The 13,894-nt window shown below is 68.6% G+C and carries 14 protein-coding genes; 13 read left to right on the forward strand and 1 reads right to left on the reverse strand.

The annotated features are described in order from the left end of the window. Window positions 1–26: 26 nt before the first annotated feature. Entirely contained in the window at window positions 27–1,661 is a 1,635-nt protein-coding gene (locus tag ACK3BB_RS23220; protein ID WP_428929060.1) for a XylR N-terminal domain-containing protein, read from the reverse strand. Between the two features lie 340 nt (window positions 1,662–2,001). Here ACK3BB_RS23220 and ACK3BB_RS23225 point away from each other — a divergent pair, with 340 nt between their 5' ends. The 13 genes from ACK3BB_RS23225 (at window position 2,002) to ACK3BB_RS23285 (ending at window position 13,892) form a co-directional block, all read left to right on the forward strand. After that, window positions 2,002–2,811, forward strand: a complete 810-nt coding sequence (locus ACK3BB_RS23225; protein ID WP_428929061.1) for an SDR family NAD(P)-dependent oxidoreductase — start codon at window positions 2,002–2,004, stop codon at window positions 2,809–2,811. 208 nt (window positions 2,812–3,019) lie between these two features. Further along, window positions 3,020–4,312: an ABC transporter substrate-binding protein gene (locus ACK3BB_RS23230; protein ID WP_428929062.1), complete on the forward strand. Its 1,293-nt coding sequence runs from the start codon at window positions 3,020–3,022 to the stop codon at window positions 4,310–4,312. A gap of 3 nt (window positions 4,313–4,315) precedes the next feature. Next, window positions 4,316–5,065, forward strand: a complete 750-nt coding sequence (locus tag ACK3BB_RS23235) for an ABC transporter ATP-binding protein (protein WP_428929063.1) — start codon at window positions 4,316–4,318, stop codon at window positions 5,063–5,065. Then, entirely contained in the window at window positions 5,062–5,790 is a 729-nt protein-coding gene (locus ACK3BB_RS23240) for an ABC transporter ATP-binding protein (protein WP_428929064.1), read from the forward strand. The genes ACK3BB_RS23235 and ACK3BB_RS23240 overlap by 4 nt, the downstream gene beginning before the upstream one ends. Then, window positions 5,777–6,634 carry a branched-chain amino acid ABC transporter permease gene (locus ACK3BB_RS23245; RefSeq protein ID WP_428929065.1) on the forward strand — a complete coding sequence of 286 codons (858 nt, stop codon included), beginning with the start codon at window positions 5,777–5,779 and terminating at the stop codon, window positions 6,632–6,634. Before ACK3BB_RS23240 ends, ACK3BB_RS23245 begins: the two co-directional genes overlap by 14 nt. A gap of 3 nt (window positions 6,635–6,637) precedes the next feature. Beyond that, window positions 6,638–7,666, forward strand: a complete 1,029-nt coding sequence (locus tag ACK3BB_RS23250; protein WP_428929066.1) for a branched-chain amino acid ABC transporter permease — start codon at window positions 6,638–6,640, stop codon at window positions 7,664–7,666. Beyond that, window positions 7,663–8,679: a zinc-dependent alcohol dehydrogenase gene (locus ACK3BB_RS23255; RefSeq protein WP_428929067.1), complete on the forward strand. Its 1,017-nt coding sequence runs from the start codon at window positions 7,663–7,665 to the stop codon at window positions 8,677–8,679. Before ACK3BB_RS23250 ends, ACK3BB_RS23255 begins: the two co-directional genes overlap by 4 nt. A 93-nt stretch (window positions 8,680–8,772) precedes the next feature. Beyond that, on the forward strand, window positions 8,773–9,561 hold the full coding sequence (locus ACK3BB_RS23260; protein WP_428929068.1) for an alpha/beta fold hydrolase: 789 nt from the start codon (window positions 8,773–8,775) through the stop codon (window positions 9,559–9,561). A 28-nt stretch (window positions 9,562–9,589) separates the two neighbouring features. Next, complete coding sequence (locus tag ACK3BB_RS23265) at window positions 9,590–10,810, forward strand: acyl-CoA dehydrogenase family protein (RefSeq protein WP_428929069.1); 1,221 nt, start codon at window positions 9,590–9,592, stop codon at window positions 10,808–10,810. Between the two features lie 66 nt (window positions 10,811–10,876). Then, a complete protein-coding gene (locus ACK3BB_RS23270) occupies window positions 10,877–11,446 on the forward strand; it encodes a flavin reductase family protein (RefSeq protein WP_428929070.1) in 570 nt (189 codons plus the stop codon). 156 nt (window positions 11,447–11,602) lie between these two features. Next, the gene (locus ACK3BB_RS23275) at window positions 11,603–12,322 is read left to right on the forward strand and encodes an ABC transporter ATP-binding protein (protein WP_428929071.1); all 720 of its coding nucleotides are present in this window, start codon (window positions 11,603–11,605) and stop codon (window positions 12,320–12,322) included. Continuing rightward, complete coding sequence (locus tag ACK3BB_RS23280) at window positions 12,319–13,032, forward strand: ABC transporter ATP-binding protein (protein WP_428929072.1); 714 nt, start codon at window positions 12,319–12,321, stop codon at window positions 13,030–13,032. Before ACK3BB_RS23275 ends, ACK3BB_RS23280 begins: the two co-directional genes overlap by 4 nt. After that, on the forward strand, window positions 13,029–13,892 hold the full coding sequence (locus tag ACK3BB_RS23285; protein WP_428929073.1) for a branched-chain amino acid ABC transporter permease: 864 nt from the start codon (window positions 13,029–13,031) through the stop codon (window positions 13,890–13,892). The genes ACK3BB_RS23280 and ACK3BB_RS23285 overlap by 4 nt, the downstream gene beginning before the upstream one ends. The last annotated feature ends 2 nt before the right edge of the window (window positions 13,893–13,894 follow it).

The following is a 13,894-nucleotide window of genomic DNA, read 5'->3' on the forward strand; positions in this document are numbered from 1 at the left end:
CCGGACTGCCCCCCTTACCGGCCCATCTACTCTCCTTCGTCCTGCACCTGCCCCCGGGCCTTTTCGCGATAGGCCAGCTGGGCCCGGCTGAGCCCGAGCATCCGCGCCGCAGCGGCCATGTTGCCTCCGCATCGCGCCAGCGCCGCCGCCCTTATCCGCGCCTCATGCGCATCCAGTGAAAAGCCCCCCGAGGCCAGCTGAGCCTCGATCCAGACCCCGAAATCGTCCAGCTCCCCGCCCCGCGGCGCCAGCCGCCGGGCTTCGCGCGTGACCAGGTCGGCGGTGATCACCCCACCGCCGGCGGTTTCGATCAGCAGGGCCGTCAGCACGGCATCCAACCCATCCAGCCCGCCCCCCGGCGGATCGCCCGCCAGCCCCGACAGCGCACCGTCTTCCAGCGCCGGCAGGTCCAGCCCAAGCTGCCCGGCCAGGTCGGGCAGGCGGTCGGCGGCCAGCGCCGGCAACTCGGCCCCCCGGCCCCGCAGGGCCGGCATGTCGACCGACAGCGGCGCCAGCCGCAGCCACAGCGCCGGGTCCAGCCCGCCCGAGGCCAGCGCCGACAACGGCCGCGTGGCCGTGGCCACCAGCCGCGCCCGGCCATGGGGCGCCGGCTCGGCGAGCAGGCGGGCCAGCTCGGCCTGGTCGCCCGCGGGCAGCGCATCCACCGCCTCAAGACGCACGACCGGCAGCACGTCGCGCCGCTTGCCCCGCCGCGCCGGGGCCAGCGCCGTCAGCAGGGCGGCGGTTTCGGGACGGTGGCCGGAAAAGACCGTGACACGTGTGGCATCGTCGGGCCGCACCCCCAGCATCGCCAGCAGGTGGCGCGCGGCCAGCGCCTGGCCGCTGCTTCCCGCCCCGGCGATCAGGCAGGGCAGCGGCAGCCGCGCGGCGCGTTCCAGCGCCGGCAGCACCGGGCGCAACAGCTCGGCCTCGGGCTCTGACGGCGGCACCGCCACCACGGCCGGACCCTCGCCGCCCGGCTCCGCCGGCGCCCGGGCCGGCTCGATCCGGCTGCGGAACAGGATCACCTCGGGATCGTCCTCGCCCCAGCCTTCGGCCAGCCGCCCGACCACCCGGCAGCACTCATGCCCCTGGGCCGCGCATTGGGTTTCCTTGTAGACCACCAGGGAGCCGAAAAAATGGCTGGCATAGCCCGAGGCATAGCCCAGCTGCTGCCAGCAGACCGGCGCCTGCGACAGCCGGGTCCGGTCGCGGCCCTGTTCCGCCTCGACCGAATTGTGCCACAGGAAATCGGCCGAGAACCGGCCCCGGGCAAAATCGAAATCGTTGAACACCGTCTCGACCCGCACGATGCCGCTGAGCATGTGCAGCCGGGTGCCGGCGGTAAAGGCATCGCCCCGGTCCAGCGTCGGCCAGGACGCCGCGACAAACCCCGCATCGGACCGGCCCATCAGGAACCCCCGGCGCAACAGGAAGATCCGCGCCTCGGCCTCGCCCAGCCGCTGGATCAGCTCGCGGCGCAGGATGCGGTCGGCCTCGGAATGGTAGAGCACCACGCGGTCGCCGTTCAGCCGGAGCGTGCCCGAGGAGGCGTCGAATTCGAGATCGGAGAGCAATTCGCGCAGCGTCGGCCGGCCGCCCCGATCCATCAGGGCGGCGGACTCGATCGAGCCGCGAATGCGCGAGGCCGGGGTTTTCATGCAAGCCTCCTGGTTGTTTGACGATATCATCATGCTGAATGATCATTTCGGCAAGTCACCCTGGGGCAATTTTGCCGGCCTTTTTCGGGCAGGCCGAAATACCGTTAACTTTCAGAGCATTGCGTTTATACCGGATCGTTATATTAGTTCCGTCATTCTGGATTTGACTAAATTCTGCGCAGGTCGCGTTATGTGTCCCAACGGTTTTCGCCTCTTGGAGGAACGCGAGAACCTTCCGCAAGTGAGAGCACCTGGCCCCGGTTTTCCGGGCCCGCATCCGGCTGCGCCGGATGTGCCGGGATCGGTTTGCGGATCGGAACGTGACGGAGGAGGAGGCCCCATGGCCAAACTTGAGACGATGTTCGACGTGCGCGGAAAATCCGTGATCGTCACCGGCGGCGCCAGCGGGATCGGCCGGGCCTATGCCGAGATCCTGGCCGAACACGGGGCGAAGGTCTGCATCTTCGACATCGACCCCGAGGGGCTGGACCGGACCGTGGCCGAGATCGGCGGCGACACCTGGGGCCAGGCCGTGGACGTGGGCGACCGCCCGGCGATGGCCGCGGCCTTTGATGCCGTGGCCGAGCGGCACGGGGGCATCGACACGGTCTTTGCCAATGCGGGCATCGACCCGGGGCCGGGCTTCATGACGGTCGAGGGCGAACGCTTTGCCGACGGCGAGATCGAGAACATCCCCGACGACCAGTGGGACCGGGGCATCGAGATCAACCTGACCTCGGTCTACACGACGGTGAAGAACGCCGTGCGCCACATGAAACCGGGCAAGGGCGGCGAGATCATCGTGACCTCGTCCATCGCCGGGCTGATCAACGAAAGCATCGTGGGCACGTCCTACATGCCGGCCAAGGCGGCGGTGAACCATTTCGTGCGCCACATGGCGATGGAGCTGGGCGCCTACGGCATCCGGGTCAACGCCATCCTGCCCGGGCCGTTCATCACCAACATCGCCGGCGGCCGGCTGCGCAACAAGGCCGACCGCGCGGCCTTCGAGGCACAATCGCTGATCGGGCGGATCGGGGATGTCGAGGACATCAAGGGCCTGGCCCTGCTGCTGTCCTCGCCGGCCGGCGCCTATTTCACCGGCTCGCTGATCGTCATCGACGGCGGCGCGCTGAACCGGCTGACCTGACTTGGCCTGATCCGGGCGGATCGGGGGCTGATCTGGGCTGATCGGGGCCCATCCGGGCAACCTGGCCTGACCGGCCCGCGATCCGGGCACCCCGACAGGCCCTGTCCCGCACATGCCAACCGGCCGATCCGACCGGCCCAACCATATCGGCCCGACCCCGGCGGAGGAAGACGGGGGACGGCTGTTCACTGCAAGGGAGGAACTGCAAGTGACCCATTACAACAAGCTGCTCAAGGCCGGCATCAGCCGGCGCAATGTCCTGCGGGGCGTGGGGGCCGGCGTGGCCGCCTCGGCGCTCGGCGCGCCGGGCTACCTGCGGGCCCAGACGGCCGGCACGATCAAGATGGCCTACATCACCCCGGCCACCGGCCCGCTCGGCCTGTTCGGCGAGACCGACGGCTACACGGTCCAGAAGATCCGCGAGGCGCTCGGCGGCCAGCTGACCTCGGCCAATGGCGATGTCTACGAGCTGGAGATCCTCGAACGCGACAGCCAGTCCAACCCGAACAAGGCCGCCGAGCTGGCCGGCGACCTGATCCTGAACGACGAGGTGCACCTTGTCGTGCCGGCCTCGACGACCGACACGATCCTGCCGGTGATGGAACAGGCGGAGCTTTACGAGGCGCCCTGCATCTCGTCCGGCGCGCCCTGGCAGGCGGTGATCATGCCGCGCGGGGGTGGCGAATATGACTGGACCTATCATTTCTTCTGGGGTCTGGACGAGGCGCTGAACACCTTTGTCGGCCTCTGGGACGGGCTGGAGACCAACAAGAAGGTCGGCATGCTGTTCCCCCAGAACATCGACGGCGACACCTGGGGCAACGAGGATTACGGCCTGCCGCGCCCGACGCGCGATGCCGGCTACGAGGTGACGATCCCCGGCTATTTCCAGCCGCGCACCAACGATTTCTCGGCCCAGATCGCTGCCTTCAAGGACGCCGGCTGCGACATCATCGGGGGCATCACCTATCCCGACGACCTCAAGACCTTTGTCACCCAGTGCAACCAGAAGGGCTATAAGCCCAAGGCGGTCACGGTGGCGGCGGCCCTGCTGTTCCCCGGCGGGGTCGAGGCGATGGGCCCGCTGGGCAACGGCATGTCCTCCGAGGTCTGGTGGACCCCGGCCTTCCCCTTTGAAAGCTCGATCACAGGGCAGGACAGCCGCGCGCTGGCCGACCAGTGGGAAGCCGACCAGGGCCGGCAATGGACCCAGCCGCTGGGCTATTCCCACGCCCTGCTGGAGGTCGCCATCGACATCCTGCAACGCTCGGCCGATCCGCTGGACCGCGAGGCCAACCGCCAGGCCATGGCCGCAACCGACCGCATGACGGTCTGCGGGCCGGTCAAGTTCGGCGGCGTGCACAAGAACATCTGCACCATGCCGATCTTCGGCGGCCAGTGGGTGACGGGCGAAAAATGGCCCTATGACCTCAAGATCGTGGACAATTCGGTCAACCAGCTGTTCGAACCCGAACAGAAGATCGTGCCGATCGCCTGGTAACCCATGCTGGACGGTAGCGCCGGGACAACCCGGGACATTCTTCTTGCCGCCCGCGACGTGTCGAAGAGCTTTGGCGCGGTGCGGGTGCTGCACGAGGTCAGCTTCGATGTCTATCGGGGCGAGGTGCTGGGCATTCTCGGCCCGAACGGCGCCGGCAAGACCACGCTGTTCAACATGATCAGCGGCGACCTGACGGCCTCGGGCGGAGAAATCCGCCTGGGGGACATCACGCTGAAGGGCGAACCGCCCTTCCGGCGGTGCCACATGGGGATCGGGCGGACCTACCAGATCCCCCTGCCCTATTCGGGCATGACAACCTTTGAAAACCTGCTGGTGGCCGCGGCCTTTGGCGGGGGCAGGTCGGAACAGGAGGCCTATGGCTTCTGCGCCCAGATCCTGCGCGACTGCGAACTGGCCGACAAGGCCAACACCCAGGCCGGGTCGCTGACGCTGCTGGACCGCAAGCGGCTGGAACTGGCACGGGCGCTGGCCTCGGACCCCAAGCTGTTGCTGCTGGACGAGATCGCCGGCGGGCTGACCGACGAGGAATCCAAGGAGCTGGTGGCGCTGGTCCGGCGCATCCGCGACCGGGGCGTGACCATCGTGTGGATCGAACACGTGCTGCACGCGCTGCTGGCCGTGGCCGACCGGCTGATGGTGCTGAACTTCGGTGAAAAGATCGCCGAGGGCGCGCCGCAGCAGGTCATCAACGACCCCGAAGTCAAACGGGTCTACATGGGGATCGAGGCATGAGCGCATTGCTGTCCACCCACGGGCTGGTGGCCCGGTATGGCGATTTCCAGGCGCTCTACGGAATCGACACCGAGGTCGGCGAGGGCGAGGCCGTGGCCCTGATCGGGGCCAATGGCGCGGGCAAGTCGACCTTTCTGCGGGCGATCATGGGGCTGTTGCCCGTCGATCCCGACATGGTTCGCATCGACGGCCAGCCGATGGGCGGCACGCCGACCGACCGGATGGTGCAGAAGGGCGTGGCCATCGTGCCCGAAGGCCGCCGGCTGTTCCGCGGCATGACGGTCGAGGACAACCTGCGCGTGGCCATCGACCGGGCCGAGCATCTCGGCCGTTCCGGCGGCTGGTCGCTGGAACGCCTGCACAAGCTGTTTCCCATCCTCAGGGACAAGGCCCGCACCCCGGTGCAAAGCCTGTCCGGCGGGCAACAGCAGATGGTGTCGATCGGCCGGGCGCTGCTCTGCCAGCCGCGCATCCTGCTGTGCGACGAGATCAGCCTGGGCCTGGCGCCCAAGGTCATCCGCGAGATCTACGCCGCCCTGCCCGAGATCCGGGCCCAGGGCACGGCGGTGATCGTCGTCGAACAGGACGTGGGCCTCGCGCAATCGGCGTCGGACCGCCTCTACTGCATGCTCGAAGGTCGGGTCACGCTGTCGGGCCGGTCGGATGCGGTGACGCGGGACCAGATCGGGGAAGCCTATTTCGGAGCGGGACATGCAGTGGTTTGACGCGCTGGTCCAGGGCGTACTCCTGGGCGGAATGTATGCGCAATATGCGCTTGGAATGGCCCTGATGTTCGGGGTGATGCGGATCGTGAACGTCAGCCACGGGGACCTGGTGATCCTGCTGTCGCTGATCGGGATCTCGCTGGCCACGGCCTTCGGCCTCGGACCCTTCACGGTGATGGTGGCACTTGTGCCGCTGGCGCTGGCGCTGGGGTGGCTGTTGCAGAAGGCGGTGCTGAACCGGGTGGTGGGCGACGACCCGCTGCCCTCGCTCATCGCCACCTTCGGCCTGTCGCTGGCGCTGCAGAACCTGATGCTGCAGATCTGGTCGGCCAACAGCCGGTCCCTGCCCGGCGGCGGCATCGAAAGCCGCTCGGTCGAGATCGGCAGCATCTACATCGGCCTGTTGCCGGTCATCGTGCTGCTGGCGGCCACCGGGCTGACCCTGGGCGTCGACCTGGTGCTGAAACGCTCGCGCTTCGGGCGCGCCCTGCGCGCGGCTTCGGCCGATGTCGAGGCGGCGGCGATGACGGGCATCAATCCGCGGTCGGTCTATGCCGCGGCCACGGCCATTGCCGTCGGCATCCTGGGCTTTGCCGCGGTGTTCCAGTCGCTGCGCTCGACGGTCGCCCCGGCCGACGGGGCCGCCCAGCTGATCTATGCCTTCGAGGCGGTGATCATCGGCGGCATGGGTTCGGTCTGGGGCGCGTTCATCGGCTCGATGGTGCTGGGCATCACGCAGGCCATCGGTTTCCGCATCGATCCGGGCTTCGGCATCCTGGCCGGTCACCTTGTCTTTCTCATCGTGCTGGCCACGCGCCCGCAGGGCCTGTTCGGAAAGGACTGATCCATGACGACACTTTCAGATCCCGCCCTGCCCAATGTCACCGTGCGGCGGCAGACCCTGTCGGGCCAGGTCGCGCTGGTGCTCTTTGCCATCGCCGTCATCGCGCTGGTGGCCATGCCCTGGTGGGCCAAGACCGGAACCATCCGCATGGTGCTGGAGCTGTGCTGCTACATCGCCGTGGCGCAGATGTGGAACATGCTGGCGGGGTATGCCGGGCTGGTCTCGGTCGGTCAGCAGGCCTTCATGGGCGCTGCCGGCTATGCGCTCTTCGTGCTGGCCCAGACCTTCGGCATCAACCCGTTCCTGGCGATCTTCCTGTCGCTGCTGGTGCCCGCCGTTCTGGCCGTGCCCTGCTACCTGCTGCTGCACCGGCTGGATGGCCCCTATTTCGCCATCGGCACCTGGGTCGTGGCCGAAGTCTTCCGGCTGACGGCGTCCAACATGGGGTTTCTCAACGCCGGGTCGGGCATGTCGCTGAGCGTGATGAAGGACTATTCGCTCTTTGAACGCAACGTGGCCATGTCGCTGCTGTGTGCCACGCTGATCCTGACGACGATCGGCGGCAGCTACCTGTTCCTGCGCTCGCGCTACGGGCTGGCCCTGATTGCCATGCGCGACAACCCCGTCGCAGCGGCCAGCCAGGGCATCAACGTGCGCCGCCTGCGGTTCGCGATCTATGTCGCGGCGGCGGTGGGCTGCGGGTTGGCCGGCGCCGTCTATTCCATGGCGCAACTGCGCATCAACCCGCCCTCGGCCTTTGATCCGATGTGGTCCAACGTGGCGATCTTCATCGTCATGGTCGGCGGCATCGCCTCGATCGAAGGCGTGCTGATCGGCGCGCTCATCTACTTCCTCGCCGACCGCTGGTTCGGGGAATACGGGGCCAGCTACTTTGTCGTGCTGGGCCTGATGACCGTGATCGTCGCGCTTTATGCCCGCACCGGCATCTGGGGCGCGATATCGAAACGCTGGGACGCGCCCTGGTTCCCGATCCGGCGCCACCTGATCCAGTCACCGGAGGACAAGTCATGAAGGCCGCCATCTTCGACGCCGTGGGCCGCCCGCTGCGGATCGCCGACCAGCCCGACCCCACGCCCGAGGCCGACGAGGTCGTGCTGAAGACCGCCGCCTGCGGCATCTGCGGCAGCGACCTGCACATCACCGAAGACCCCGCGCCCTTTGGCATCGGCGGCGGCTACGTGCTGGGCCACGAGATCGCCGGCGAAGTCGTGGCCACCGGATCGGCGGTCAGCGATTTCGAACCCGGAGACCGCGTGGCCGTGGTGCCCATGCGCGGCTGCGGGACCTGCCCGTCCTGCCGGGCCGGCGATCCGGCGCGCTGCCCCGACATGGTACTGATCGGCGGCGGTTATGCCGATTACGTCGGCGTCGCCGCGCGCCAGTGCCACCGCCTGCCCGACGACGTGGCCACGGCCGATGGCGCCCTGGCCGAACCGCTGGCCGTCGCCCTGCATTGCGTCCTGCGCTCTGGCATGACAGCGGGCGACCGCGTGGCCATTGTCGGTGCCGGGCCGATCGGCCTGCTGGTGGCCTTCTGGGCGCGCCGGCTGGGCGCGGCACGGGTGGTCATGGCCGATATCCACACCCACCAGCGCGACCGCGCGCTGGCGCTGGGGGCCACCGATTTTGCGCTGTCGGGCGACCGGCTGGCCGAGAACCTGGCCGATCTCTGCGACGGGCCGCCCGACTTCGTCTTTGAATGCGTGGGCAAGCCCGGGCTGTTGCAGGCCGCCAGCGAGGCCGTGCGCCTGCAGGGCAAGGTGATCGGCGTGGGCCTGTGCATCGGTGGCGACACATGGGATCCGTTCATCGCCCTGTCGAAGGAAATCGACCTGGTCTTTTCGGTCTTCTTCCACCAGCGCAACGAATTCGGCGTGGCGCTGGATGCGCTCGCCCCGGGGCCCTTTGCCCCGCAACAGATCATCACCGACCGGATCACCCTGTCGCCGGTGCCGCAGGTCTTTGAAGGCCTGCGCCGGCGCACCGCGCAATGCAAGGTGCTGATCCAGCCCGACATCACCTGAACGCGACACCAGCCGGGCCCGAAGTCACCCGGGCCCGACAGGATCCGAGCCCGGCACAACCGAGCCCGACACACCCGAGGAGGAGACGGCATCATGCCCCTGGACATGGAACTGCACGATTATGACATCGGCGGGGTGAAAACCGCCGTCAAGGCCATCGGCACCGGCAAGCCCCTGCTCTGCCTGCACGGGGCCGCCACGCTGGAAGGCTTTGATTTCGCCGAAGGCTTTGCCGACCGCTTCCGCGTGCTCTGCCCCAGCCATCCGGGCATGGGCCTGTCCGGCGATGCGCCCCATGTCGCGGGGATCAGCGACATGGTCATCCATTACCTCAACCTGCTCGACGCGCTCGACCTGGATGAAAAACCCCACCTGCTGGGCTTTTCCATGGGCGGCTGGATGGCTGCCGAACTGGCCGCCGTGGCGCGCGAAAAATTCGACAAGGTGGTGCTGGTCGCGCCGGCCGGGCTGAACGATCCGGCCCATCCCGCCACGCCGCTGGACACGATCGCCCCGCAGGATTTCCCGGGCTACATGACCCATGACGTGTCGGTCGCCCTGCCCTTCTTCCCCGATGGCAGCGACCCGGCCTTTGCCGAGCAATTCGGGGCCGACCGCGCCCGCGAGGGCGACACCGTCGGCCGCATCTGCGCGCCCTTCGGCATGGGCCATCCCAACATGACCCGCCTGCTCAACCGCATCACCAACCCGACCCTGCTGGTCTGGGGCGACGAGGACCGGCTGCTGCCGGCATCCCAGGCCCCGCTGTGGCTGGATGCCCTGCCCGATGCCCGTTTCCTGAGCCTGCCGGGCACCGGCCACCTGGTCCTGCAGGAACGGCCCGAGGCCATGACCGCCATCGGCGATTTCCTGGCCGGCTGACCCGAACTTTACCCCGAGGAGGAACACCATGAACAAGCCCATGCGTCACGAATACTGGGGCCAGAGCGTCGATTTCACCGACCTGCTGGACAAGATCGCCAAGATCGGCCCCCAGCTTGAGGCCAACGCCGCCGCCGATGAAGAGGCCGGCGAGCTGACCCCCGAAAGCTTCGAACTGCTCAAGCCCCTGCGCTTTTCGCACCTGATGGCCACCGAACAGCTGGGCGGCGCCCAGATGCGCCCGACCGAGGTGCTGCAGCTGATCGAGGCCGTCACCTGGCATTCCGGCTCGGCCGGCTGGGTGTCGATGGTGCATTGCTGCATCGGCGCCATGTCGGCGGCCTTCCTGCCCGACAGCGCCGTCGACCGGCTGTTCGCCCCGGGCACCGACAACCGGTTCTCGGGCCAGGGCGCGCCGCTCGGCATGCTCAAGAAGGTCGACGGGGGTTACACCCTGACCGGCAAGTGGAGCTATGGCTCGGGCTTTTCCCATGCGACCTGGTCGCATTCGGCCTGTTTCGTCGATGACGGCACCGGCAAGCCGGCCAAGGACGAGGCCGGCAACCCGATCATCATGTGCGCCCATGCGCCGATCCCCGAACACACCCAGCTGGGCAACTGGGACGTGCTGGGCCTGAAGGCCACCGGCTCGATCGACTATGCGGCCGAGGATGTCTTTATCGCCGACGACCTGGTCTTCCCGATCCTGACCGCCCCGCCGCAGCGCCTGGAAGAGCTGTTCAGCCTGGGCATCGTCGGGCTGGCCTCGGTCGGCCATACCGGCTGGGCCATGGGCGCCGGCCGGCGCATGCTGGACGAGATCGCAAAGCTGGCCCGGGGCAAGACCGGCCGGGCCGGGATGCTGGGCGAAAGCGAGAAGTTCTGGTACGATTATGGCCGGGCCGAGGCCAGCTATCGCGCCGCCCGGGCCTTTGTGATGGAGGTCTGGTCCGAGATCGAAGCCGCCGCCGAGAACGGCCAGCAGATGACCACCCGCCATGTCAGCCTAGTGCACCTGGCCAAGGCCCAGATCCACGAGGCCGGGGTCGACCTGTGCAACTTTGCCTATCGCGCCGCCGGCGGGGCGGGCCTGCGCGCCGGGGTCATCCAGCGGACCTATCGCGACATGATGGTGGCGGCCAACCACTTCACCATCGCGCCGTCGATCGTGACCTCGGCCGGCCGCGAGCTGGGCGGCATCTGGTCCGACCGGGTCTGGCAGTTCTACGACCTGATCGAAAAGCCCTGACCGGCGCCAATGCCCACCACGACAGGGTCCGGGGGCATCGTCCTCCGGGCCCGGAACGGAGACACCATGCCCCAGACCGACAGGCTGGCCGCGGCCTTCCGCGACGCCTTCCGCCGCCATCCGGCCGGCGTGGCCATCGTCACCGCCGATCCCGGCGGGCGGCCGGTGGCCATGACCGTCTCGTCGCTGATCTCGGTCAGCGCCGCGCCCCCGACGGTGGCCTTTTCGCTGTCGTCGCGCTCGGGCTCGACGGCGGCCGTGCTGGCCGCCGACAGCCTGGTCATCCATTTCCTGCGCTATGCCGACCGGGCCCTGGGCCAGCTGGGCGCGACGCCGGGGGCCGACCGTTTCGGGCCGGGCGTGGCCTGGGAACGGCTGGCCGACGGCACCCCGCGCTATACCCAGGTCACCACCTGGTTCCGCGCGCGGATCACCGGCACCCTGCCGACCGAAGGCGCCACGCTGGTCGCCGCCGAGCTGATCGAAGGCCACGGCGGGCCGTCCGATCCGCATCCGCCGCCCGACCAGGACCCGCTGATCTATCTCGACCGGCGCTGGCACCGGCTGCACGACACCGCCGGCGGCGCGGCCAGCCTGATGCCGCTGGACAACGATCCGACCGACACGTTCCGGTAGCCATCGATCCTGCGCGCCAGGACGGTCGGATTTCATAACACGATGTGATATTGTTGCGGGCCATTGCGATCTTTTTCCGCTTTCTGCCCGCCTAGGATCACCCGAGGAGGAGCCCGGCGCCACATCGCGGGGCCGGGAGACCCGAAAGGGAGGGGAATGACGATACTGTCCTTCGACAGCGTCTCAAAGAGCTTTGGCGCGCTGAAAGTCACCGACGACGTGAGTTTCACCCTGGCCGGCGGCGAGGCGCTTGGCATCATCGGGCCGAACGGGGCCGGCAAGTCGACGCTGTTCAACCTGATCACCGGCGTCCTGATGCCCGATGCCGGCCGGGTTCTGCTGGACGGGCGCGACATCACCGGCGAAAGCGCCATGCAGCGCTGTGCCAGCGGCATCGGCCGGTCGTTCCAGATCCCCCAGCCCTTCGACCACCTGTCGGTCTATGAAAACCTGCTGGTCGCGGCGCGGTTCGGCGGCGGCCTTTCGGCCCAGGAGGCGCCGGATGCCTGCATGGACCTGCTGCGCCGCACCGGCCTGGCCCGCCACGCCGACCGCCCCGCCGGCGCGCTGCCCCTGCTCGACCGCAAGCGGCTGGAACTGGCCCGCGCCATGGCCACCCGCCCGCGGGTGATCCTGCTGGACGAGATCGCCGGCGGGCTGACCGAAGGCGAATGCCAGGACCTGGTGGCCACCATCCGCGAGATCCACGGCGAGGGCACGGCGATCATCTGGATCGAACACGTTCTGCATGCGCTGACCTCGGTGGTCGGCCGGCTGATGGTGCTGAACTTCGGCCGCCTGCTGCGCATCGGCGATCCGCAGGAGGTCATGGCCGCAAGGGACGTGCAGGAAATCTACCTGGGGATCGAGGCATGACGGCCCTGCTCGATATCCGCGGGCTGACGGCCCATTACGGCGATTTCCAGGCGCTTTTCGGCATCGACCTGGCGCTTGAGGCCGGCGAGACCCTGGTCATCATCGGGGCCAACGGTGCGGGCAAGACCACCCTGATGCGGGCGATCACGGGCATTGCCCGGGTCAGCGGCGGCCAGATCGCGCTGGATGCCGCGCGGATCGACCGGCTGGCCGCGCCCGACATCCTGCGCGCGGGCATCGCCATGGTGCCCGAGGGCCGCCGGTTGTTTCCCAGCCTGAGTGTCGAGGAGAACCTGCGCATCGGCGCCCATGCCCGGCGGGGCAACGGGGCCTGGACGCTGGAGCGGATCTTTGCCCTGTTCCCCGTCCTGCGCGAACGCCGGGCCCATCCGGGCACCGCCCTGTCGGGCGGCCAGCAACAGATGGTGGCCATCGGCCGGGCGCTGATGTCGAACCCGCGCGTGCTGCTGTGCGACGAGCTCAGCCTGGGCCTGGCGCCGGTGGTCATCAAGGAGATCTACGCGGCCTTCCCGGCGATCCGCGACAGCGGCACCTCGCTGATCGTCGTCGAACAGGACATCGGCCAGGCCCTGCGCGTGGCCGACCGGGTGCATTGCATGATGGAAGGCCGGATCACCCTGTCGGGCCGGCCGGCCGAGCTGTCACGCGAGGCGATCCATGATGCCTATTTCGGAGTGAAACACGCATGATCTGGGTCGATACGCTGGTGCAGGGCCTTCTGCTGGGCGGGCTCTATGCCCTCTTTGCCGCCGGGCTCAGCCTGGTCTTCGGGATCATGCGGCTGGTCAACCTGGCCCATGGCGACCTGATCGTGCTGGGCGCCTACCTGATCCTGCTGATCGGCGGGGCCACCGGGCTGTCGCCCTTTGCTGCCGCGTTGCTGGCCCTGCCGCTGATGTTCGCCCTGGGCTGGCTGTTGCAGACCGCCCTGCTGAACCGGGTGCTGGGCGATGACATCCTGCCGCCCCTGCTGGTCACCTTCGGCCTGTCGGTCGTCATCCAGAACGCCCTGCTGATGGGCTTTACCGCCGACAGCCGCAAGCTGCCCGTCGGCCCGATCGAAGCCCAATCGGTGGCCATAGGCCCGGTCAACCTGGGCGTCATGCCGCTGATCACCTTCGGGTCGGCCATTGCCGTGATCGTGGCGCTGAACTGGCTGTTCTACCGCACCGCCCTGGGCCGGGCCTTTCGCGCCACGTCCGACGATCCGGTCACCGCCCAGCTGATGGGCATCCGCCCGCAGAACGTCTTTGCCATGGCCACGGGCATCGCCCTGGTCGTGGCCACCATTGCCGCGCTCTACCTCGGCGCCCGGTCGAATTTCGACCCGGCCATCGGCCCGGCCCGGCTGCTCTATGCCTTCGAAGCAGTGATCATCGGCGGGCTGGGCAGCCTGTGGGGCACCCTGGCCGGCGGGCTGGTCATCGGCCTGGCCCAGGCCCTGGGCGCGGCGCTGAACCCCGAATGGCAGATCCTGGCCGGGCACGTGGCCTTTGTCGCCGTGCTGCTGGTGCGCCCGCGCGGGCTGTTCCCGCGCGCCAACGATTGAGG

Source organism: Marinibacterium sp. SX1 (genome assembly GCF_050389775.1).
Classification (GTDB): Bacteria; Pseudomonadota; Alphaproteobacteria; order Rhodobacterales; family Rhodobacteraceae; genus Marinibacterium.

Bases quoted from the DNA above. Each gene is read 5' to 3' on its own strand.
- ACK3BB_RS23220 (WP_428929060.1), bottom strand. From the start codon at position 1,661: ATGAAAACCCCGGCCTCGCGCATTCGCGGCTCGATCGAGTCCGCCGCC.
- ACK3BB_RS23225 (WP_428929061.1), top strand. From the start codon at position 2,002: ATGGCCAAACTTGAGACGATGTTCGACGTGCGCGGAAAATCCGTGATC.
- ACK3BB_RS23235 (WP_428929063.1), top strand. From the start codon at position 4,316: ATGCTGGACGGTAGCGCCGGGACAACCCGGGACATTCTTCTTGCCGCC.
- ACK3BB_RS23240 (WP_428929064.1), top strand. From the start codon at position 5,062: ATGAGCGCATTGCTGTCCACCCACGGGCTGGTGGCCCGGTATGGCGAT.
- ACK3BB_RS23245 (WP_428929065.1), top strand. From the start codon at position 5,777: ATGCAGTGGTTTGACGCGCTGGTCCAGGGCGTACTCCTGGGCGGAATG.
- ACK3BB_RS23250 (WP_428929066.1), top strand. From the start codon at position 6,638: ATGACGACACTTTCAGATCCCGCCCTGCCCAATGTCACCGTGCGGCGG.
- ACK3BB_RS23255 (WP_428929067.1), top strand. From the start codon at position 7,663: ATGAAGGCCGCCATCTTCGACGCCGTGGGCCGCCCGCTGCGGATCGCC.
- ACK3BB_RS23260 (WP_428929068.1), top strand. From the start codon at position 8,773: ATGCCCCTGGACATGGAACTGCACGATTATGACATCGGCGGGGTGAAA.
- ACK3BB_RS23265 (WP_428929069.1), top strand. From the start codon at position 9,590: ATGAACAAGCCCATGCGTCACGAATACTGGGGCCAGAGCGTCGATTTC.
- ACK3BB_RS23270 (WP_428929070.1), top strand. From the start codon at position 10,877: ATGCCCCAGACCGACAGGCTGGCCGCGGCCTTCCGCGACGCCTTCCGC.
- ACK3BB_RS23275 (WP_428929071.1), top strand. From the start codon at position 11,603: ATGACGATACTGTCCTTCGACAGCGTCTCAAAGAGCTTTGGCGCGCTG.
- ACK3BB_RS23280 (WP_428929072.1), top strand. From the start codon at position 12,319: ATGACGGCCCTGCTCGATATCCGCGGGCTGACGGCCCATTACGGCGAT.
- ACK3BB_RS23285 (WP_428929073.1), top strand. From the start codon at position 13,029: ATGATCTGGGTCGATACGCTGGTGCAGGGCCTTCTGCTGGGCGGGCTC.